Origin of the sequence: Pseudomonas sp. FP1762, from assembly GCF_030687105.1 — a bacterium.
In the GTDB taxonomy this organism is placed as follows: domain Bacteria; phylum Pseudomonadota; class Gammaproteobacteria; order Pseudomonadales; family Pseudomonadaceae; genus Aquipseudomonas; species Aquipseudomonas siliginis.
Window position 1 is genome coordinate 3,192,683 of record NZ_CP117458.1, and the last position, 22,140, is coordinate 3,214,822.

The 22,140-nt window shown below is 61.4% G+C and carries 16 protein-coding genes; 6 read left to right on the forward strand and 10 right to left on the reverse strand.

Translation table 11 applies throughout. The annotated features are described in order from the left end of the window. Nucleotides 1-249 precede the first annotated feature (249 nt). The 4 genes from fdhE to fdnG are packed head-to-tail and all read right to left on the reverse strand — an operon-like array spanning nucleotide 250 to nucleotide 5,843. Complete coding sequence (gene fdhE / locus PSH90_RS14240) at nucleotides 250-1,176, reverse strand: formate dehydrogenase accessory protein FdhE (RefSeq protein WP_305380833.1); 927 nt, start codon at nucleotides 1,174-1,176, stop codon at nucleotides 250-252. A gap of 3 nt (nucleotides 1,177-1,179) precedes the next feature. Beyond that, on the reverse strand, nucleotides 1,180-1,845 hold the full coding sequence (locus PSH90_RS14245; protein ID WP_305380834.1) for a formate dehydrogenase subunit gamma: 666 nt from the start codon (nucleotides 1,843-1,845) through the stop codon (nucleotides 1,180-1,182). After that, nucleotides 1,842-2,777, reverse strand: coding sequence for a formate dehydrogenase subunit beta (gene fdxH, locus PSH90_RS14250; protein WP_016774818.1), 936 nt, complete (start codon nucleotides 2,775-2,777; stop codon nucleotides 1,842-1,844). Before fdxH ends, PSH90_RS14245 begins: the two co-directional genes overlap by 4 nt. Further along, nucleotides 2,778-5,843 carry a formate dehydrogenase-N subunit alpha gene (gene fdnG, locus PSH90_RS14255; RefSeq protein WP_305380835.1) on the reverse strand — a complete coding sequence of 1,022 codons (3,066 nt, stop codon included), beginning with the start codon at nucleotides 5,841-5,843 and terminating at the stop codon, nucleotides 2,778-2,780. A 243-nt stretch (nucleotides 5,844-6,086) separates the two neighbouring features. Here fdnG and PSH90_RS14260 point away from each other — a divergent pair, with 243 nt between their 5' ends. From PSH90_RS14260 to PSH90_RS14280, 5 genes are all read left to right on the forward strand, one after another. Continuing rightward, a complete protein-coding gene (locus PSH90_RS14260; protein ID WP_305380836.1) occupies nucleotides 6,087-7,241 on the forward strand; it encodes a MalY/PatB family protein in 1,155 nt (384 codons plus the stop codon). Nucleotides 7,242-7,471: 230 nt separating this feature from the next. Then, on the forward strand, nucleotides 7,472-8,329 hold the full coding sequence (locus tag PSH90_RS14265; protein ID WP_256809952.1) for a glucose 1-dehydrogenase: 858 nt from the start codon (nucleotides 7,472-7,474) through the stop codon (nucleotides 8,327-8,329). An 87-nt stretch (nucleotides 8,330-8,416) separates the two neighbouring features. Further along, the gene (locus tag PSH90_RS14270; protein ID WP_056786193.1) at nucleotides 8,417-9,028 is read left to right on the forward strand and encodes a Yip1 family protein; all 612 of its coding nucleotides are present in this window, start codon (nucleotides 8,417-8,419) and stop codon (nucleotides 9,026-9,028) included. A 42-nt stretch (nucleotides 9,029-9,070) separates the two neighbouring features. Continuing rightward, the gene (locus PSH90_RS14275; protein ID WP_305380837.1) at nucleotides 9,071-10,414 is read left to right on the forward strand and encodes a sodium:proton antiporter; all 1,344 of its coding nucleotides are present in this window, start codon (nucleotides 9,071-9,073) and stop codon (nucleotides 10,412-10,414) included. 184 nt (nucleotides 10,415-10,598) lie between these two features. Continuing rightward, entirely contained in the window at nucleotides 10,599-10,892 is a 294-nt protein-coding gene (locus PSH90_RS14280) for a hypothetical protein (RefSeq protein WP_039761510.1), read from the forward strand. Nucleotides 10,893-11,118: 226 nt separating this feature from the next. Here the strand turns inward: PSH90_RS14280 and PSH90_RS14285 are convergent, their stop codons facing one another. From PSH90_RS14285 to PSH90_RS14300, 4 genes are all read right to left on the reverse strand, one after another. Then, on the reverse strand, nucleotides 11,119-11,652 hold the full coding sequence (locus PSH90_RS14285; RefSeq protein WP_016774826.1) for a hypothetical protein: 534 nt from the start codon (nucleotides 11,650-11,652) through the stop codon (nucleotides 11,119-11,121). Nucleotides 11,653-11,730: 78 nt separating this feature from the next. Next, complete coding sequence (locus PSH90_RS14290; protein WP_305380838.1) at nucleotides 11,731-13,650, reverse strand: PAS domain-containing sensor histidine kinase; 1,920 nt, start codon at nucleotides 13,648-13,650, stop codon at nucleotides 11,731-11,733. Beyond that, the gene (locus tag PSH90_RS14295) at nucleotides 13,643-15,973 is read right to left on the reverse strand and encodes an ATP-dependent DNA helicase (RefSeq protein ID WP_236169809.1); all 2,331 of its coding nucleotides are present in this window, start codon (nucleotides 15,971-15,973) and stop codon (nucleotides 13,643-13,645) included. Before PSH90_RS14295 ends, PSH90_RS14290 begins: the two co-directional genes overlap by 8 nt. Next, nucleotides 15,970-17,622, reverse strand: coding sequence for a VRR-NUC domain-containing protein (locus tag PSH90_RS14300; RefSeq protein ID WP_305380839.1), 1,653 nt, complete (start codon nucleotides 17,620-17,622; stop codon nucleotides 15,970-15,972). The genes PSH90_RS14295 and PSH90_RS14300 overlap by 4 nt, the downstream gene beginning before the upstream one ends. Nucleotides 17,623-17,817: 195 nt before the next feature. Between PSH90_RS14300 and PSH90_RS14305 the strand changes: the two genes are divergently transcribed. Continuing rightward, nucleotides 17,818-18,042 (forward strand): YgdI/YgdR family lipoprotein, encoded by a 225-nt coding sequence (locus tag PSH90_RS14305; RefSeq protein WP_041480289.1) that lies wholly within the window; start codon nucleotides 17,818-17,820, stop codon nucleotides 18,040-18,042. Between the two features lie 207 nt (nucleotides 18,043-18,249). Here PSH90_RS14305 and PSH90_RS14310 read toward each other — a convergent pair whose 3' ends face one another. Both PSH90_RS14310 and PSH90_RS14315 read right to left on the reverse strand, forming a co-directional pair. Further along, nucleotides 18,250-20,103, reverse strand: a complete 1,854-nt coding sequence (locus tag PSH90_RS14310) for a polyurethanase (protein ID WP_305383135.1) — start codon at nucleotides 20,101-20,103, stop codon at nucleotides 18,250-18,252. Nucleotides 20,104-20,406: 303 nt separating this feature from the next. Further along, the gene (locus tag PSH90_RS14315; protein WP_305380840.1) at nucleotides 20,407-22,095 is read right to left on the reverse strand and encodes a polyurethanase; all 1,689 of its coding nucleotides are present in this window, start codon (nucleotides 22,093-22,095) and stop codon (nucleotides 20,407-20,409) included. Nucleotides 22,096-22,140: the final 45 nt, after the last annotated feature.

Here is a 22,140-nt window from a genome sequence, read left to right on the forward strand (position 1 = left end):
GACCTGACGCCTTCGCGAGCAGGCTCGCTCCCACAGAGAAATTCGGGGCTGACCGGGCTTTGTGATTCGGCACATAGACTTGTGGGAGCTGGCTTGCCAGCGATTGCGGTGGGTCCGTCAAAGAAGGTGGTGGATGTGCCGATTGAATCGCTGGCAAGCCAGCTCCCACAGGGATTCGGGGTGGAATGAACATTGTTGGTCACCACAAAAACCTGTGGGAGCACACCCTCTCCCACAATTTTGCGCTGGTCAGTCGTCGCCCGGGGCCAGCAACAGATTGGGCGCCAGGCGCTGATAGCCGTCCTGGGCCAGCCGCATGTCCAGCAGTAAACTGCCGAGATCCGCCGACAACGCCTCGGCTTCGGCGTCGTTCTCCATGTAGAGCAATTTCAGGTAGCTGTTGCAGCTCGGGCAGACTTCGGCGCGCAGCGGGGCCTGTTCGGCGCTGTGCCGGTCGTCTTCCTGGCTCAGATACTCAAGGCCTTTGCTTTGCTCGCAATACACGCATTTGACCCGCACCACGTGCCATTCGCAGGCACATAGCGAGCAGACCAGATAGCGCAAACCGTTGTGCTTGCCGCGATGGCGAATCACCCCGGCCATGGCCGGCGAACCACAAGCCGGGCATTGGCTGAGGCTGTCGCCAGGCTTGAATTGCAGATTTGGCACGCTGAGCAGCCAGTGGCTCCAGGCGGTTTGCAGCGCGGCGCCGAGAAACGGCACCAGCGCCGCCGGCACCAGCGAATACTGACCGCTGACCAGCGCCACCGCCCACGCGCGCAGCTGGCCGGGACTGGCGGCGCGCAGACTGTCCAACGCGTCGATCACTGCAGGTTGATGCGCTGGCGCATAGCGCTGCAGCAAGGCGTCCAGCCACGGCTGCCAGGCATCTTCGCGCACCAAGGTATCTGCCGCGAATGGTGGCAGACCGTGTTGCTGACAGGCTTCGAAACGCTGCGCATCAAACGGCGCGGTGAGCGGCGGATCGTCGAAGACCTGCTGCTGCGCCCGGCACAACCCGGCCATCAGCCGCAGGTAATCCGCCAACCCATTGCCCTCGGCCAGACGCTCGAGGCGCTCAGCGCGCAGGGCAAACAGGTTACGTGGCGGCAGATGCAGAAACGGCGGCGAACTGGCCGCCGCCTCGATTTCCCCAGGTTCAAGAATGCTTGGCAAAAGTCAGCCCTTTTTCGTCAGCGGTCGCTCGGACACGTCCCGAGGCTGTTCGTCGCGGGTCACCTCGCGGTACCACAGTGCATGGTGTTTCTTCGCCCACGGCCGGCTGACCCAGCCATGCAGCATGGCGTCGACCGAACCCTTGATCCACAAGCCGGCGTAGATGTGCACGATGATGCTCAGCACCAGCACGAATCCAGCCAGCGCATGCAGCAGCATGGCCCAGCGGATCGTGGTGATGCCGAAGTACGCGCTGAACCACGCGCGCCAGATCACCAGCCCGGTGAACAGCAACGCGAGCATGCACAGCAGTAAAGTCCAGAACAGCAACTTCTGCCCGGCGTTGTATTTGCCCACCGGCGGCACGCTTTCTTCGTCGTTGACCATCACCCGGTTGATCCGCCGCAGCCACTGGCGGTCATTGGCGATGAAAAAGTTGGTGCGCCAGAAGCTGAACACCAGGCCGAGAAACAGCACGAACATGGCGATGCCCATGTACGGGTGCAGGATGCGCGTCCAGGTGCCGCCGCCGAACAGATTACTGAGCCAGAACAGCGACGGATGAAACAACGCCAGCCCGGACAACCCGGCCATGAAAAACAGGATCGCCACCAGCCAGTGATTGGTGCGCTGGTTGGCGCTGTAACGCAGGATCGTCTTGTTGCTCATGGCCGCTCCTCCCCGCGTGGATCGAAGGTGTGCACCGCCGGATCGACCACGTGCACCGAGGTGTCGGGTGGCGTCGGATGTTCATCCTCCTCGACACGATTCGGCCCGATGCGCACGTAGTGGAAGAACCCGGCCAGCACCGCCGCGCCCATCGCCAGCAGGCCGAGGGGTTTGCTGATGCCTTTCCACAAGCCCACCAGCGGACTGATCGCCGGATGGTCCGGCAAACCTGCATAGATTTTTGGCGTGTCGGCGTGATGCAGCACGTACATCACGTGGGTGCCACCAACGCCTGCCGGGTCGTACAAACCGGCGTTTTCAAAGCCACGGCTTTTCAGGTCGACGATGCGTTCGGCGGCGTGTTCTTTCATGTCTTCCTTGGTGCCGAAGACGATCGCGCCGGTCGGGCAGGTTTTCACGCAGGCCGGCTCCAGCCCGACCGCCACCCGGTCGGAACACAGTGTGCATTTGTAGGCCTTGTGATCCTTCTGCGAAATGCGCGGAATGTTGAACGGGCAACCGGTGATGCAATAGCCACAACCGATGCAGTGGTCCTGATCGAAATCGACGATGCCGTTGGCATGCTGAATGATCGCCCCGGGGCTCGGGCACGCGGCCAGACAACCGGGCTCGGCGCAGTGCATACAGCCGTCCTTGCGGATCAGCCATTCGAGGTTGCCGGCGTCGGTTTCGTGCTCGGTGAAGCGCATCAGCGTCCACGAATCCGCCGTCAGGTCCTGCGGATTGTCGTAGGTGCCGTGGTTGTGGCCGACCTCGTCGCGCAGCTCGTTCCATTCCGAGCAGGCGACCTGGCAGGCCTTGCAACCGATGCACTTGGTCGTGTCGATCAGCTTGGCAACGCCCTGCTGAGTCCTTACCGACGGCGGCACGGTGGTGGTGGCCGAGCGGGCAATGATGTCTTGGCTGGCCATTTACAGTTTCTCCACGTTGACCAGGAATGACTTGGATTCCGGGGTCTGAGTGTTGCCATCGCCGAGGAATGGCACCAGGGTGTTGGTCAGGTAACCGTGACGCGTCAGGCCAGTGAAACCCCAGTGCAGCGGGATGCCGATCTGATGCACGACCTGGCCGTTGACCTGCAGCGGCCGGATCCGTTTGGTCACCACCGCCACCGCTTCGATAAAGCCGCGCTTGCAACTGACCCGCACGCGATCACCGGCAGCGATGCCCTTCTCGTTCGCCAGCACTTCACCGATTTCCACGAACTGCTCGGGCTGAGCAATCGCGTTCAACTTGCAGTGCTTGCTCCAGAAATGGAAATGCTCGGTAAGCCGGTAACTGGTGCCGGCGTACGGGAAGTCCTTGGCTTCGCCGAGGGTTTCCCAGACCGAATCGAAGATCCGCGCCGCCGGGTTGCTGGTGGCCTTCTTGTTTTGCGGGTGCAGCGGGTTGATGCCGATCGGCGTTTCGAACGGCTCGTAGTGCTCAGGGAATGGGCCTTCGTTCATCTTGTCGACGGCGAAGAACCGGGCCACGCCTTCGGGGTTCATGATGAACGGATTCATCCCGGCTTCCGGCGGCACGTCGGCCTTGTAGTCCGGCACATCGGTGCCGGTCCAGGTCTTGCCGTTCCACCACACCAGCCGCTTTTTCGGGTCCCACGGTTTGCCCGCCGGGTCCGCCGAGGCGCGGTTGTAGAGAATCCGCCGATTGGCCGGCCACGCCCACGCCCAGCCCTGATGCTGGTGCATGCCGAACGGGTCGGCGTTATCGCGCCGGGCCATCTGGTTACCGGCCTCGGTCCAGCTGCCGGCGAAAATCCAGCAACCGGACGCGGTGCTGCCGTCATCCTTGAGCAAGCCGAAACCGGCCAGTTGCGTACCAGCCTTCACAGTGACACCGCTGGCATCGGTGAAATCGCTGACAGCGGTGCCGTTGATTTCCCGCGCCAGTTCTTCCGGCGAAGGCTCGTCGGGGATCTTGTATGGCCACGACAGCTTGAGCAGCGGATCGGGAAACTTGCCGCCCTCGCTCTGATAGCGCTGGCGCAGGCGCAGGAACAGTTCGCTCATGATGCGAATGTCAGTCTGCGCTTCGCCGGGGCCGTCGGCGCCTTTCCAGTGCCATTGCAGCCAGCGGCTGCTGTTGACCAGCGAGCCGTCTTCCTCGGCAAAACAGGTGGTCGGCAGGCGAATGACTTCGGTCTGGATTTCGGCGGTTTTCACATCGTTGTACGGCCCGACGTTCTGCCAGAACTCCGAGGTCTCCGTGGCCAGCGGGTCCATTACCACCAGCCACTTGAGCTTGGCCAATGCGCCCATCACGCGGTTCTTGTCCGGTAACGCAGCGATCGGATTGAAGCCTTGGCAGAAGTAGCCGTTGACCTTGCCCTGGCTCATCAGGTCGAACATTTTCAGCACGTCGTAGTTGGGGATGTCGAGCTTCGGCAAATGGTCGAACAGCCAGTTGTTCTCGGCGGTGGCGTTGGCGCCGTACCAGGATTTCATCAGGCTGACGTGGAATTTGCTGTAGTTCTGCCAGTACGAAAGCTGCCCCGGTCTGAGCGGAACCTGTGTGCGTTTGAAGATGAACTGACCGTAGTCCTGCTCGCTGTCGCTGGGCAGCGTGAGGTAGCCGGGCAAGGCGTTGGACAGCAGACCGAGGTCGGTCAGGCCCTGGATGTTCGAGTGCCCGCGCAAAGCGTTGACGCCGCCGCCGGGCATGCCGACGTTGCCCAACAACAACTGCACCATCGCCGCGCTGCGGATGATCTGCGCGCCGATCGAGTGCTGCGTCCAGCCGAGGGCATAGAGAATCGTCATGGTCTTGCCCGGTGTCGAGCAGGTAGCGATCTCTTCCCAGATTTTCTGCATGGCGTCGACCGGCATGCCGCAGATCTGGCTGGCCAGGTCGATGTTGTAGCGGCTGTAATGCTGCTTCATCAGTTGATAAACGCAGCGCGGGTCTTGCAGGGTCGGGTCGACGCGGACGAAACCGTCCTCGGCGAATTCGTAACCCCAGCCGGACTTGTCGGTATAGCTGCGTTTTTCCGCGTCATAGCCGCTGAACAGGCCGTCTTCGAAGCCATAGCCGGCTTTGACGATGAACGACACGTCGGTGTAATTGCGCACGTATTCGTGCTGGATCTTGTCCTCGGTCAGCAGGTAATTGATCAATCCGCCCATGAAGGCGATGTCGGTACCGGTGCGGATCGGCGCGTAATAGTCGGCCACCGAAGCGGTCCGGGTAAAACGCGGGTCAACCACGATCAGCCGCGCGGCGTTGTGCGCCTTGGCCTCGGTCACCCATTTGAAGCCGCACGGATGCGCTTCTGCTGCGTTGCCACCCATCACCAGGATCAGATTCGCGTTGGCGATATCGGTCCAGGTGTTGGTCATGGCACCACGGCCGTACGTCGGGGCAAGACTTGCCACCGTCGGGCCGTGTCAGACACGCGCCTGGTTATCGAACCCCAGCAGACCGAGGCTGCGAATCACCTTCTGAGTGATGTAGCCGGCTTCGTTGGATGCCGCCGATGCCGCGAGAAAACCGGTGGTCAGCCAGCGATTCACCGTTTGCCCGTTGGCATTTTTCTCGATGAAGTTGGCGTCGCGGTCGGCCTTCATCAGGTCGGCGATGCGATCGAGGGCTTCGTCCCAGCCGATGCGCGTCCATTCATTGCTGCCGGGCTTGCGCACTTGCGGGTACTGCAAGCGGCCGGGGCTGTGAATGAAGTCGAGCAGGCCCGCACCTTTCGGGCACAGCGTGCCGCGATTGACCGGGTGGTCGGCGTCGCCTTCGATGTGAATGATGTTTTGCGCCACGTTCTTGCCGGCATCGCCCTGGCTGTACATGATCAAACCGCAACCGACCGAGCAATACGGGCAGGTGTTGCGGGTTTCACGGGTGTGGGCGAGCTTGAAGTGACGCACCTGCTCGGCGAAGGCCGCCGTCGGGGCCATGCCCAACGCGCCCAGGCTTGAGCCTGCAAGGCCGATACCGGCGACCTTGAAGAACTGACGACGGCTGAGATCCATCGTGCACTCCTGATCAGGTGGAACCCGGTACTTGCGCCGGGCTTTATCTGGACAATCACGGTTGCGACGCCTTGACGCCGACTTTTTCACTGTAGACAAAGACCTTGCCGATTGTGTGAAAACCGACCGTCGGGTGTTTCACTCAATATCAACACGATCAATCAGGAGCAGGCTCGCTCCCACACAGATGGCGTTGCGCATAGAATGTCCGGCAGAACCAAATCCGCCTCGACGAGACCGCGCATGACTTTCGATTTTGATCAACTGTTCGACCGCCACCACACTGGCAGCACCAAGTGGAGCCGCTACCCGGCCGATGTGTTGCCGATGTGGGTCGCTGACATGGATTTCGCCGCGCCGCCGGTCATCGTTCAAGCCTTGCAACAGCGCCTGCTGCACCCGCTGCTCGGTTACAGCGTGGCCCAGGACAACCTGCGTGAAGCCATCGTCGCCGACCTGTGGAACAAGTATTCATGGCAGGTCAAACCGCAGGAGCTGATTTTCCTGCCGGGTGTGGAATCGGGCTTCAACATGGCCCTCAAGGCTTTGGTGCAGGCGCAGCAGAATGTCGTCGTGCAAGTGCCGAACTATCCGCCGCTGCGCCACGCGCCGGGGCACTGGGGCCTGAACAAGGTCGAGCTGGAATTCAACGCCGAGGCCGATGGCACTTACGCCACGCCGCTGGAATCTTTGCGTGAGTCGCTCGAAGGCGGCGGCGCCCTGCTGTTGAGCAACCCGCACAACCCGATCGGCAAGGTCTTCGCCCGCGAAGAATTGCAGGCAGTGGCGGACATCTGCGCAGCGCAGGACGCGTGGATCATCTCCGACGAAATTCATGCCGAACTGTGCTTCGACGGCCGCGTGCACATTCCCACCGCCTCGCTGAGTCCGGAAATTTCCAAGCGCACGATCACCCTGATGTCGGCGAGCAAGGCCTACAACATCGCCGGTCTGAAGACCTCGTTCATGATCATTCAGGACGCCGCGCTGCGCGAACGCGTCAACCACGCCCGCTGCGGCATGGTCGACAGCGTCAACCCGCTGGGCATGGAAGCCACCCGCGTCGCCTACAGCGAAGCCGGGCCTTGGCTCGCGGAATTGAAAATCTACCTGCAGGCCAACCGCGACTGGCTGGTGAACGCCGTACGCACGCGGCTGCCGGGCGTGACCATCAATGTGCCGCAGGGCACGTATCTGGCGTGGCTCGATTGCACCGCGCTGGACCTGCCGGATCCGCAGCGGTTCTTCCTCGAACAGGGCAAGGTCGGGCTGAGTGCCGGGCTCGATTTTGGTGACCGGCATCAGCAGTTCGTGCGCTTGAACTTCGGTTGCCCGAGGGCGTTGCTCGAAGAAGGGATTGCGCGGATGGAGCGGGCGCTGGCCAGCCGCAAACGCTGATCCTTGCCCGGTATTCCCCTGTATAAATGACCCCCTGTGGGAGCGAGCCTGCTCGCGAAAGCGCAGTGTCAGTCGACATATTTATCGTCTGACAGACCGCTTTCGCGAGCAGGCTCGCTCCCACATTGGTTTTGCATCGCCAACCAGAATCCAGCGCAAATCCGATCGAACTCAAGGCAAAGCCACCGGGTCAACCCGGAACACTGGACTTGAAATCAGGAGACCCTGCGATGACTGACTATCCAAAACCACCCTTCCCGAAACAAGCCCAACCGGTGCCCGGCTCGCAACGCAAGATGGAACCGTATCCAGACTGCGGCGAGCAAAGTTACGTCGGTTCCGGCCGCCTCGCCGGCAAGATCGCGCTGATCACCGGTGCCGACAGCGGCATCGGTCGCGCGGTGGCGATTGCCTTCGCCCGTGAAGGCGCCGACGTCGCCGTGGCTTACCTGAATGAACACGAAGACGCCAGGGAAACCGCACGCTGGGTCGAGCAGGCCGGGCGTCAGTGCATCCTGCTGCCGGGCGATATCGCCGAGAAGGCTCAGTGCCAGGCGCTGGTCGACAAGACCGTCGAGCGCTTTGGCCGCATCGACATTCTGGTCAACAACGCCGCGTTCCAGATGACCCACGAAAACTTCGAAGAAATCCCCGATGACGAATGGGTGATGACCTTCGACGTGAATATCACTGCCATGTTCAGGATCTGCCAGGCGGCGATCAAACACATGCGCCCCGGTTCGTCGATCATCAACACCAGCTCGGTCAACTCGGACATGCCCAAGCCGACCCTGCTGGCCTACGCCACCACCAAAGGCGCAATCGCCAACTTCACCGGTGGCCTGGCGCAGATGCTCGGGCCGAAGGAGATTCGCGTCAACAGCGTCGCCCCAGGCCCGATCTGGACACCGCTGATCGTTTCGACCATGCCCGACGAAGAAGTACAGAACTTCGGCGGCAGCACCCCGCTCGGCCGTCCGGGCCAACCGGTAGAAGTCGCACCGATTTATGTACTACTGGCCTCCGACGAAGCCAGCTATATCACCGGCCAGCGCTACGGCGTGACCGGCGGCAAACCGATGCTGTAACCGTGCAGCAGAAAAACTGAACCCGAGCGGCATGGCATCTCTCCATACCTGTAAGCGCCTACGGGCCAACAGGAACAGGAGGTTGTCATGTCCGCCCCCCTCGTCAGACTCTTCACCCAACCCAACTTCGCCTGGACCGATATCCGCCGCGAAGAAGAAACCCATCCCCGCCACTACCTCGCGCATTTGCTGCTGCTCGCGCTGATTCCCGCCGTGTGCCTGTTCATCGGCACCACTCAAGTCGGCTGGAGCCTCGCCGCGGGTGAGAACGTGCGCCTGAGCACGGCCAGCGCCCTGCAATTGAGCGTGCTCCTGTACGTGACGATTGTCGCCGGTGTGGCGGTTATCGGCGGGTTTATCAGATGGATGTCGCGTTCATTCGATGCGCGACCAACGCTCAATCAATGCATCGGGTTTGCCGCTTACACGGTGACGCCGTTTTTCCTCGCCGGGATCGCCGGGCTGTACCCGAGCCGCTGGCTGGCGATTCTGGTGCTCGGCGCGGCGTCGATCTATTCGACGTTCTTGCTGTTCGTCGGCCTGCCGACCTTCATGCATGAGCGCAAGGAGCAAGGCCTGTTGTATTCGGCGTGCGTGTGGGGCGTCGGCCTGCTGGTGCTGGTGACCATGCTGGTGTCGATGATCCTGCTGTGGTTCAACGTGCTCATCCCCGAGTACCTGCGCACGACCGTGAGCTGACCCGGTGCGCCTGTCCTTGAGAATTCACCGAAGTGAGCGGTCATGAGTTTCGGCGTATGGGTCGCGGTGCTCGGCGCCGTGCTGCTGACGCTGGCCCTGACGTCGTCTTGGTTGCGCTGGATGCCGGTTACGACCTCGGCAGTGTGCCTGTTGCTGGGCATTGCCATCGGCCCCAGCGGCCTCGAACTTCTGAAACTGTCGCTGGAAGAATCATCATTGTGGATGGAGCACCTGACTGAAGTCGCGGTGCTCTTTTCCCTGTTCGTCTGCGGTCTGAAGCTGCGGTTGCCGTTGGCCCACAAGACCTGGCGTATCGCTTTTGGTCTGGCCGGGCCGGTAATGATTCTGACGATTATCGGCGTGTGCCTGCTGTTGCATTGGGGCCTGCAATTGCCGTGGGGGCCTTCCCTGCTGATCGGCGCGATTCTGGCCCCGACCGACCCGGTGCTCGCCGCACTGGTGCAGGTCAATGATGCGCAGGACGTCGACAGCGTGCGCTTCGGCCTCTCCGGAGAAGCCGGGCTCAATGATGGCGTGGCTTTCCCTTTCGTGATTCTCGGTCTGCTGTTGCTGCACGGTGACGGCAGCGCTGGCGAATGGCAGCACTGGGTGCTTCGCAGTCTGTTGTGGGCGGTGCCGGCGGGTTTGCTCACCGGTTACTGGATGGGGCGCGGCATTGGCCGCATCGCTCTGTTACTACGCATTCACAACGAGGACAGCACCCTCGGCCCGAACGATTACCTGACCCTCGCGCTGATCGCGCTGTCCTACGTGGTGGCCGACGCCATTGGCGGCTACGGCTTTCTCGCGGTCTTCGCTGCTGGCCTGGGTCTGCGTCAGGAGGAAGTGAAATCCACGGGCATCACCCAAGCGCCTGCCGAGCATCTGGTGCAGCCGGTGGTCGGTCATCAGAACGTCGAACCACAGAACGCCGTGCATGGCGACACCGAGCAACTGGAAGACAGCCAGGTTGCAGCGGGCATCATGATGGGCGACATGCTCGCATTCGGCAGTCTGGTCGAGCGGGCGATGGAAGTGTTTCTGGTGACCCTGCTCGGCGTCGTACTGATTGCGCATTGGGACTGGCGGGCGTTGTGGATCGGCGCCGTGCTGTTCTGTCTGATTCGTCCGCTGAGCGTGGCGCTGATGCCATGGGGCACTCTGCTCAGCGGGCCGCAGCGTTTGTTGATCGGCTGGTTTGGCATTCGCGGCATCGGCAGCCTGTTCTACCTGTTCTTCGCCCTGAACCATGGCCTGGATTCCGACGTGGCCAAGGTTTGTACCGACATCACGTTGTCGGTGGTGGCCCTGAGCATCCTGCTGCATGGCATCAGCACACAGCCGATGCTGGCGCGCTATGAAAGTCTGAAGCAACGAAAAAGCTGATTCTTCAACCGCTGCGCTTTGCCGAAAATCATCGAAGATTTTTCTACAAAAAAATGGATCGCCGGGCGCGACCCAAGGGTCACACCTTTAACCGCGCCAACCATCCAGCGCGACCCGGCAGGTTCGGTTCCCCTGCGGTGAACAGCCTATCAAACGGAACCCCGACACAAACAAGGTCACAGTCATGAACGAATGCTCGACTCCTGCGCAAATCAAGGCTTGCAGAGCACTGGCTCTGGAACGCAATCGTCAACTGTTCGAAGAAGCCCACGAACTGAACCGAGCGGCCAACGCGCTGCTGGAACAGACCCCGACCGACTTCGAACGCTTTGAGCAATACCGGGCACTGCGCAAGAAAGCCGATGCGAAGTTTGAAGATGCGATTGATCATCTGTGTGTGCTGAATGAGGATTTTCCGCCGATTCCGGCAGCGGTGCAGAATGCTGTTACACCGCGGCGTGAGCTGGAAACCGCGTGATAAAAGTCAAAAGCCCCTCACCCTAGCCCTCTCCCCGAGGGAGAGGGGACTGACCGAGGTGTTCTTGCGCATTACACTGACCTAAAATTCCGCGCCGAACTCAGGCCTCGAATGAAACCGAGATCGGCTCCCTTCCCCCTCGCCCCCTTGGGGGAGAGGGCTGGGGTGAGGGGGTAAAAATCTCATAAACCCCACAACATCCAGCACCTGTCCCAACCAATCCACCTCAAGGATTGGTCACCTGAATAAACACCGCATACACCCCCAACATCACCCAGAACGTCGCAAAAATCCAAGGCGTGCGCACTGAGAACAGCAGCGACTTGCGATAGCCCTTGTGGCTCGATTCCATTTCGCTGAACAGTGGAGACTCGTCATACGCCGCGCCCATCACCGGTTCGCTGTGCAGCAACTGGCTTTGTTTAAAGTGCCAGTGATCAATGATGTCGTAAGCCGCACGAATCCCCGGCCAGGCATTCAGCGAACTGAGCACACCAAGCAGCGCCAGAAACGGCGGCACGACAAGGGTGAACATCTTGCCCCACTCGGGATTGAGGTTGGCCATGCACGAGGCGAAAGCGATCACCAGAAACGACTGCGCCGCCAGGTAGGCGTCTGTGCGGTTGGCGAGGATGCTGGTTTCGTACTGGATTTCCCGGCGATAGAAATCCAGCCGCTCCTTGGGTGAGCCAAACATCTTGGCGTCGTGCTCGGCCAAGGCTTCTTCAACAGCGCTTGGCTGGGTCAATATGCGAGACAAGAGACGTGCCCTCCAAAAGTGAACAAGACTTTTGGAAAGGCACGCGTCAGCACTAGTTCAGCCGGATCGACCAGCGCATCACTTCATCGACTGGGCGATGATCTGCACCAGATTCAACTGAGTGAACGGTTTCGGCAGACGCGGCAGATCGGCGGCGAAGCCTTCCAAACGTTCGGCGTATCCAGTGGCGAGAATGATCGGCAAATCCGGCTTGAGCATACGCAAGGCGTGAGCCAGTTGCGCGCCGCTCATTTTTGGCATGGCCATGTCGGTGATCACCAGATCGATGACTTCGCCCTGATCGAACAGCGCCAGCGCCTGGGCGCCGGAGGTCGCGCCGATGACGCGGTGGCCGAGGTCTTCCAGCAGCAGGCTGGTGCTGGTCAGCACCAGCGAATCGTCATCGACCACCAGCACGCTGAGCCTTGGGACCGCAATGGGCGCGGCGTTGCTGTACGCCGGGCGACTGGCCGTTTGCTCTAGCGCCACCGGAATCCACAGCTCGGCTGCCGTGCCCTGGCCCTTCTCGCTTTTGAGAGTAAAGCGCCCGCCCAACTGCTCGATGAAGCCGTGCACCATCGACAAACCGAGCCCGGTGCCTTTGCCCAGGCCTTTGGTGGTGAAGAACGGGTCGCGGGCGCAGGCCAGCGTGGCTTCGTCCATGCCTTCGCCGCTGTCGATCAGGCTCAGACAGACGTATCGACCTGCCGCCAATGTCGAATGGATTTGTTCCAGCACCACTTCCGCTTGTGCCTGAATGATCACCGTGCCGCCGTCGGGCATGGCATCGCGGGCATTGGTGGCCAGATTGAGGATCGCCAGTTCCAGCTGATTGCTATCGGCCAGCACTGGCTGCAGATCGTCGGGAAAGCGCGTTTCGATACGAATCCCCGGCCCGAGCGAACTGCGCAGCAGCCCGGTGATGCCTTGCACCAGTTGCGGGATATCCACCGATTCAGTCTTGAGTTCCTGACGCCGGGCGAAGGCCAGCATGCGCTGGGTCAGCGAGACACCGCGCAAGGCCCCTTGGGTGGCGTTCTCCAGCAGTCGAGCGATTTTCGGCGCGTCGCCGATGCGTTTCTGCACGATCTCGAGATTGCCGAGAATCACCGTCAGCAGGTTGTTGAAGTCATGGGCGATGCCGCCGCTGAGTTGGCCGATCGCCTGCATCTTCTGCGCCTGGAACAACGCCTCGCGGGTCTTTTCCAGGGCCTGCTGCGCCTCGTGCGCCTCGGTCACATCACGGGTGATCTTGGCAAAGCCGAGCAGCGTGCCGGTGTCGCCGCGAATCGCATCGACGACCACGTGGGCAAGAAACCGCGTGCCGTCCTTGCGCATCCGCCAACTGCGGCTCTCGAACCGGCCTTCGCGGGTGGCAATCTCCAGCGAGCGCTGCGGCTCGCCGAGTTCGCGGTCTTCGGGAGTGTAGAAAATCGAAAAATGCTGGCCGATGATTTCTTCCGGCAGGTAACCCTTGATGCGCTGCGCGCCCTGGTTCCAGTTGCTGACGCAACCTTCGGGGCTGAGCATGTAGATCGCGTAGTCGGTGACGCCCTGCACCAGCAGGCGGAACTGCTGTTCGCTTTGCTTGAGGGTTTCCTCGGCCATTTTGCGGTCGGTGAGGTCGCGGGTGATCTTGGCGAAACCGAGCAGTTCGCCGTTGGGGTCGATGATCGGATCGATCACCACGTGCGACCAGAAGTGCGTGCCGTCCTTGCGCACGCGCCAGCCCTCGCCTTCGAAGCGACCTTCACGGATCGCTGTGTCCAGCGCCCGTTGCGGCATGCCGTTGGCGCGGTCTTCCGGGGTATAGAAGCGCGAGAAATGCTCGCCGATGATTTCCGCTTCTTCGTAGCCCTTGAAGCGTTTGGCGCCGGAGTTCCAACTGGTGATGGTACCGTCGGGGTCGATCATGTAGATCGCGTAGTCGACAACCGCGTCGATCAGCAGCCGGAAACGGCTGTCTTCGATCGCTGCGGTACTGTTGTTTTCACTCATCACACTCACCAGCCACTGTCATGGGCTGAAGTATGCGTGAATCCACTGATTTGGAAAGTGCCGGCTCGCTTTTGATTGCCCACCACTGCGGCAGCAGTTGCTGGATGCGGCTTTCGGCAAAGCGGTCATCAATGAGCATGACCGTGCCGCGATCCTCACGGGTGCGAATCACCCGCCCGGCGGCTTGTACGACTTTTTGCATGCCCGGATACAGATAGGTGTAGTCGTAGCCGGCGCCAAAAATCGCCGCCATGCGCCGCTTCATCTGCTCGTTGACCGGGTTGAGCTGCGCCAGCCCCAGCGTGGCGATGAACGCGCCGATCAGCCGCGCGCCGGGCAAATCGATGCCCTCGCCAAACGCCCCACCCAGCACCGCAAACCCGACGCCCTGGCTGTCGGCGCTGAACTGGTCGAGAAACGCCTGCCGCGCGCCCTCGGCCATGCCCCGCGATTGCAGCCATTGAGTGATGTGCGGATGGCGCTCGGCCAATAACGTCGCGACCTGTTGCAGGTAATCGAAACTGCTGAAGAACGCCAGATAGTTGCCCGGGCGCTCGCTGAACTGGCGCGCGATCAGTTCGACGATAGGCTCCAGCGAGGCCTGGCGATGGTTAAAACGCGTGGAGATCTGGCTGACGATGTGTACCTGCAATTGCTCGGCGCTGAACGGCGATTCGACGTCGATGCACACCGTGTCGGCGGGCGTGCCGAGCAGGTCGGCGTAATAGTTGCGCGGGCTCAGCGTGGCCGAGAACAGCACGCTGCTGCGCGCCGCTGTCAGGCGCGGGCCGATGAACGCCGCCGGCACCACGTTGCGCAGGCACAGTTGCGACAGCGGACGCTTGCGGTCGAGATCGCGTTTGCTGATATCGAACAGGTAATGCTCGTCGTACAGCTCGGCGACCCGGGCGAATTGCAGCAGATCGAAATAGAAATTCTGCAAGCTGCTGTCGAGGCCTTGCGGATGCTCGTTGAGGTAATCACCAATGGCCGCGCAACACAGCGAGATGGCGTGCAGGAGCTTGTCCGGCGCCTTGTCGTACGCCTGATACGCCGCCAGTTGCGGCGCATGCAGCGCGTTCCATTCGCGGTTGACCCGTTGCAGGGAATTCTTCAGCGCTGCCGGCGCGGTTTTGCGCACGCTGGCGAGGGTGAACTGGTCGAGACTGGCGCTGTACATCTGCCGGCCGCGTTCGATCAGGTTGTGCGCTTCGTCGGCGAGCACCGCGACTTTCCACTGATTGAGCTGGGCCAGACCGAACAGCAGCGCGCTGAAGTCGAAGTAATAGTTGTAGTCGGCAACCACCACATCCGCCCAACGGGCCATTTCCTGACTGAGGTAATACGGGCATACGCTGTGCTGCGCGGCAACTTCACGCATTGCCGCCTGATCGAGCAGGTTGATGCGGCTGGCAGCTTCGCGGGCGGCAGGCAAGCGATCATAAAAACCCTGGGCCAACGGGCAGGATTCACCGTGGCAGGCTTTGTCCGGATGTTCGCAGGCCTTGTCGCGAGCAACCATTTCCATCACCCGCAGCGGCAAGTCCGGCGCTTGCCTGAACAACACCTGACTGGCATCGAGCGCCAGTTTGCGTCCGGGAGTCTTGGCGGTGAGAAAGAACACCTTGTCCAGTTGCTGCGGCGCCAGGGCCTTGAGCATTGGGAATAGCGTGCCAAGGGTTTTGCCAATCCCGGTCGGTGCCTGGGCCATCAGACAGCGGCCGGTGCTGACGGCTTTGAACACTGATTCGGCCAGATGCCGTTGGCCGGGACGAAAATCCGCATGCGGGAACGCCAGTTGCTGCGCGGCCAGATTGCGCGCTTCGCGATGGGCCATTTCCTGCTCGGCCCATTGCAGGAACAAGCCGCACTGCTGCGTGAAAAACGTCTGGAGTGACTCGGCGCTGTGGGATTCGACCAGGCAGGTTTCCTTTTCGCTGACGACGTCGAAATACACCAGCGCCAGATTGATCTGCTGCAATTGCAGTTTCTGGCACATCAACCAGCCGTAGATTTTCGCCTGCGCCCAGTGCAACTGGCGGTGATTGGCCGGTTGCCTGCTCAGGTCGCCGCGATAGGTTTTGACTTCTTCCAGGCAGTTTTGCGCCGGGTCGTAGCCATCCGCCCTGCCCTTGACCTTCAGCTCGCCGAATTCGCCTTGCAGAGCCACTTCGCTCTGGTACTGCTCACTGCGCCGCGACGCCACGGTGCGATGGCCGACGATGCCTTCGAGCGCGGTAGGTGACGGGGTGAAGCGCAGGTCGAGATCACCGGTCTTGGCGGTGAACTCGCACAGTGCACGCACGGCAACGCTGTAACTCAAGCGCTCTGCTCCGCCCATTGCACGTAACACACCGCCACCGGCATCTGGTGCTCGTGGCAGAATTCCAGCCAGCGCAGCTGATTGTCCTGCAAGCGGTCGCCGGGGCCTTTGACTTCGATCATCCGGTAGGTCTTGTGCTGCGGCCAGAACTGGATCAGGTCCGGCATGCCGGCGCGGTTGGCCTTGATGTCGAGCAACAGGCGATTGAACCAGTGTTTCAGGTGTTCGGCGGGCAGACAGGCCAGCGCCTGCTCCAGCAAGTCTTCGTTGAGCGCGCCCCAGAACACGAAAGGCGACTGAATGCCCCACTTGTCGACAAAACGCTGGCGAATGGTCTCGGCGTAGCGGCCGTCATCGAGTTCGCCCAGGCAGGCCTGGAACAGCTCGGCGCGGCGCTCGAGGAAGTCTTCACTGAGCAGATCCACCGGGCCGCGCTGGAACGGGTGGAAGAACGCGCCCGGCAACGGCGCGAAGATCGCTGGCCAGCACAACAGGCCGAACAGTGAATTGATCAGGCTGTTCTCGACGTAATGCACCGGGCCGTCATCGGCGTGCAAGTGCGCTTGTACGTGAAATTCCACCGACCGCGCCGGATCGCTGCGCGGCAAATGCAAATCGAGGCGCTCGACCTCTCTGGCCTTGGCACGCTTGAGCGGCGGGCCACCGAGTTTACGCCGCAGACGCGGGACGATGCGCTGCAAGCCTTGCTGCTCGGCGGCACTTTGCGGCGCCTGTTCGGCCAGCGTGCCGAGTTCCAGCGCCAATGCATATTCGCCGCAACGTTCAAGCACACGGATCATGCGCAGCCGTGCGCCCGGATAAGCGCAGTCGCGGTAAACACTCAGGGCCAGGGCAAAGTCGCCGATGCGCTCGGCGTACTGGCCGATCTGGAACAACGCCTTGGCTTGTCGGCGGCGCAGCCACGGGTTGTCGAATTGCACGGCGTTGATCTGTTCGACGATCTCGTCCAGCGCTTCACCGGCTTCGAAGCGCAACTGGCATTGATGCAGGAACAGGCAGGCGTCGACGTCTTCGCGGCTGCGCAGGCCTCGGGAGTCGGCGCAGAACTCGACTTTTTCATAAGTGAAGATGCCCAGGTCGGCCAGCACGAACTCCGACCAGTCCTGATACAGATTGCCGAAGAACATCAGGCGCAGGCGATCGCACAGGTCCATCAGGGTCAGGCTGAACAGCCGCTCAGCCAGTTGCGGCGCCCAGACACGCAGGGGCTGCGCCTCGCTGAACTGTTCGGCCAGCACCGGCAGCCACTCGTCCTTGCGCCCTTTCGGCTGTTCTATAAAGGTGCCGAACGCTTGCAGCAGCTCGGCCTTGAGCAGGACATCAAACAGCTCTGCCAGGGTCAGCGCAGCGTGTTCATCGAGCCAGCCGCGATCAAGCAACGGCTGCGCCGCCTCAGCGATGTCGCCGATTTCCAGATAATTGAGTTTGCTCGCGCGAAAGTGAATGCCCTTGCGCATGACCATGCGCACCAGCAATCCCTGCGAGGCTTGCGGCAGCGTGTTGAAGTCGCGGATGAAGCCGTGCTCGCTCGTGCTCATCACATCGGCATAACGAAGCCCAAGCCAATCAAGCACTTGCCGGAAGTTGTTGAGGTAATACAACGGATCGTCGAGAGGGTTGGAGGTCACGGGAATTCAAAGCCACGGCAAGCGAACACTGGTTATGCGTACAGATAACAGCTCAGCCCCGCCCGGCGCAAACGGAAAAAGATCAATGGCATTTTTTCGTGCCGCCATCGAACTTTTCCGCCGCTGCTGGCACCAACCGCGTTACAGGGCCGACAATGCCCGCAATCACATTCAAGCAAGGAGTCAGAGGTGGGTATGAAAATCAAGATGCTGGGTATTCCTGTAGCGGTCGCAGCCCTGTTGGCGCTGGGCGGCTGTTCGACCCAGACCGTGGTGACGCTGCAGAACGGCACCCAGTACCTGACCGAGGACATGCCGAAGACCGAGACCGAAGATGGTTTCTATGAGTTCGAGGATATTTCCGGCGCCAAGGTCAAGGTCCGCGCTGATGAAGTCGCGACCGTGCGCAAGGAAGAGTGACTTGGCCTGAATGATCGTTCCCATGCGCAGCAAAGGAATGCCTCCACGGACGCTCCGCGTTCGGCTCTCGAGTGGGACGCAGAGCGTCCCGGGCTGCATTCCCACGCGGAGCGTGGGAACGATCACACACTGGATCTGCGTCGTTCACAAATCCCCTGTGGGAGCGAGCCTGCTCGCGAAGGGGCCGGCACAGGCCCCGCATCAACCTCAGGCGATAACCACCCCGTCGTCGCTCAAACTCCCCAGCGCCACCCCCACCAACGTCACCGAATCCCCACCAAATGTCAGCACGGTATCCTGCCCGACCGCCGACGCGTGGGCACGGAAATCATCCCCCGGCAACACACCCTGTACGCCGAGAAACACCAGTTTGTCATCGGCCGTATAGCCAACGACCCGATCCTGGCCGAACGCGCCGTGGAACAGAAACGTATCCGCCCCGCCGCCCGATTCCAGCAGGTCATTGCCAGCGCCGCCGACAAACACATCATTGCCCGCGCCGCCGAGCAAATGATCATTGCCCTCAAGGCCAAACAGCCAGTCACCGCCGGTATGCGCCTTGAGCATGTCAGCAGCGGCCGTGCCTTTTACGCTCGATTCATAAACGGTGAGATTACTGCCGACTTTCAGCCCCGTGGCCGTGACGCTGTGCAACACGTCGTCCTTGAACACGCCCCAGAGAAAACCCGGCTCTTTGCTGACAATGCTGCCGATGTCGCGGGTAATGCTGATCCCGCCGTTGGCATCGCGGATGTACAGGTTGCCGGCGCCGTCATTGGCGAAATCAAAGTTCTTCACCGTCTGCTGCAAGTCGAGCGTGTTGTTGCCCTGCCCGCCCAGAATGACGTTGTAGCCGCCGTTGTCGCGGAAGCTGTCGTTGCCGGCGCCGCCCTCCAGATAGTCATTGCCGCTGCCGCCCTGGATCAGGTCATTGCCGTCACTGCCAATAATGAACGTGCTGCCCTTGTGGGTTTCGGCGTTGCGGTTGAGGTCCTGTACCCAAGTGTTTGCCCGCGCCGGGTCGGAGAGGTTGGCGACGATGATCGTCGAGTCGCGGCTGGTAAGGTCGTAGAACTTCGATTCCAGCACGCGGGTCATGCCGTCGCCGTAGCCAGTGGGCAGGTGCGAAATCCAGGTCGGGATATTCAGGATCGAATACGGCAGCACGTTCCAGGCGTTCGAGGCGTAGTGATCGTTGAAGCTGACGAGGTTGTCGGTGGTGGATGTGTGCGGCGCATCGTGCACACCCACCGAGGCACTGCTGAAGGTCGAACCGTCGAGGGCGCGAAACACCGGGTCGTTTTCGTAGCCGATATTCAGCACCTTGTCGCCGCTGCTCTGGGTCGGCGAGGCGTAGGCGATGTAGTTGGAATCGGCGAAGAAACCGCCCCACTTGCCAGCGCTCAAGTCAGCCATGCTGTTCACCGCCAGGCCGCCCAGGCTATGACCGCTGACCAGCACGTCCTTGCCGCTGAGGCCGTTGGCCCGGGCGAATGCGACGACATCGTTGAGCAGATTGCCGAAAGCTTCGCCGACGTAGTTTTTTGCGTAATCGGCCGGGCCGAACGCCGCGAGCAGATCGTTGATCACGTCGCCAATCGAATCACCAATGAGGATTTCGCGCGGGCCGCTGGTGCCGCGAAAGGCGATACCCAGTTCGGTGAGGTGACCCTGGACATCGTACTTGCCGAGGATTTCCACTTGCGCGCTGGTGTAGCCGGCCTTCTCGCCGAAGAACGTCCCGCGTGCATCGGTCTTGCCGTCGTAGCCCAATTGCGCAGCGGTGATGGGCGTCCAGCCAGCCTTTTGCACGGCATCGAGGGCGAGTTTTTCCGAGTCGGGATTCCACGGGATACCGGGGATCACCCCTTGCGAATCGGTGCCGCCAATCAGTGCGGTGACCAGCGTTGCCGGCAGGCCCAGGCCGAAGCCGTTGTGCTGATAACCGGCGGCGAAGCCGTTATCGAGGTTGTGATAGGAATACAGCGTGATCGCCATGGCATCGCTGAACAGCGCCGCGGAATCGGCTGTGCCGAAGTTCTTGTAGTCGTATACACCCATTGCCATTGCCTCTCTTGTTGTTGGAATTGTCAGAGATAGCTCACAGCCAGAGCGCGGGGCTCTGGAGCATTCGTTACATCTTGCACATCCTCTGTAGGAGCTGCCGAAGGCTGCGATCTTGTGGGACGCAGAGCGTCCCCGGCTGCATTCCCACACAGAGCGTGGGAACGTTCATGTGTACGCCGTACCTGTGGGAGCGAGCCTGCTCGCGAAGGCGGCAGCACATTCAACATCACAATCGCCTGACCCACCGCTTTCGCGAGCAGGTTCGCTCCCACAATGAGATCTCCTGCAACTTCGGAATCAGGCAAAGACGAAACTCGAGTCCGTCAGGTCAGTCACGCCGACGCCAATCAGCGTCACGGCAAAATCGCCGACCTTCAGCACGGTATCAGCGCCGGACTGCGCGGCATGCTGCTTGTAGTCATAACCCTGTCCCGCGCCCGCGACGCCCATGAACAGCAGTTTGTCGCTGCCTTGATAACCATTGATCGCATCGAAACCGAACGCACCGCTGAACAGGAAGGTGTTGCCGCCACCCACCGCCGTCATCACGTCGTTGCCGGCGCCACCCACAAAAGTCACCTGCGACTTGTCGCTGATCAGTTGATCATCGCCACCAAGGCCAAACAGCCAGTCGCCATCGGCCGTGGCATGCAAGGCATTGCCGTAGCCATCACCGCTGAGCGAATGGTTGTACTGGGTCAGTTCGCTGCCGTTGCTCAGGCCCTTGGCGGTGACGCCCCAGGTGATCTCCTTGCTGCCCCACCACGAACCGGCCTCTTTACTGACCAGCGCGCCGATGTCGCGGGTCAGGCTGACGCCGCCGTAGGCGTCGCGCACGTACAGCGTGCCGTCGCCGTCGTTGGCGAAGCTGAAGTTCTGCAACGGTTTCTGCAGTTCGAAGGTGTTATGGCCCTGCCCGCCGAAAATGACGTTGTAGCCGCCGTCATCACGAAAACGGTCGTCGCCGCCCAGTCCTTCAAGAAAGTCGTTACCCGCCCCGCCCTTGAGCCAGTCGCTGCTCTGCGTGCCGATGATGAAGGTGCTGCCGCTGTGCGGCTCGCCGCTGCGGCCCAGGTCCTCGACCCAGGTCTTGCTCCGCGATGCCTCTTCGAGATTGGCGACGATGATCGTCGAGTCGCGCTCGGTCAGATCGTAGAACGCCGAATCGATCACCCGATTCAAGCCATCGGCGTAGCCCAGTGAACTGTGCGCCGACCAGTTCAGCGGGTTGGCGATGCTGAACGGCACTAGGTTCTGCGCCGTGGAGGCGTAGTTATCGGTGAAGTTGACGAGGTTGTCGGTGGTCGATTCGTGCGGCTTGTCGTGCTTGCCCATCGACGCCGTGCTGAACGTGGTGCCGTCGAGCACGCGAAATACCGGATCGTTTTCGAAACCGATGTTGAGCACCTGGGGGCCGGTGCTGCTCTGGGTCGGCGACGCGAAGGCGATGTAATTGGCATCTTTGTAGAAGCCGCCCCAGTTGTCCCCGCTCAATTCGGCGACGCTGTTGACCCCGAGCCCACCGAGGCTATGGCCGCTGATCAGCACGTCCTTGGCGGCAATGCCGGTGGCGATCGCGAAAGCGGCGACGGCCTTGAGCAGATTGTCGAACGCGTTTTTCGCGTAGTTGCTCGCGTAATCCGAAGGCCCGACCGCCGCGAGCAGATTGTTTTTCAGATCACCGAAAGTGTCGCTGTAACCCAGCCCGCCGGTGCCGCGAAAGGCAATGCCAAGGCCGATCAACTTGCCAGCGGCGTCGTACTTGCCGAGCACTTCGGCCTCGGCGCTGGTGAAGCCATCCTGTTCCCCGAAGAACGTGCCTTGCACGCCGACCTTGCCCTGATAGCCCAGCGCCGTCGCCGTGACCGGTGCCCACGCCGTGGCCGGCAATGGTTTGCCGGTGGGCGTGTAGGCATACAGCGTCAGTGCGATGGCGTCGCTGTACACCCCTTTGCCGTCGGCATTTTTGTAATCGAACAATCCCATGTGCAGCGCTCCTTTTCCTTGAAAAACCGGCAGCCCAGAAGCGCT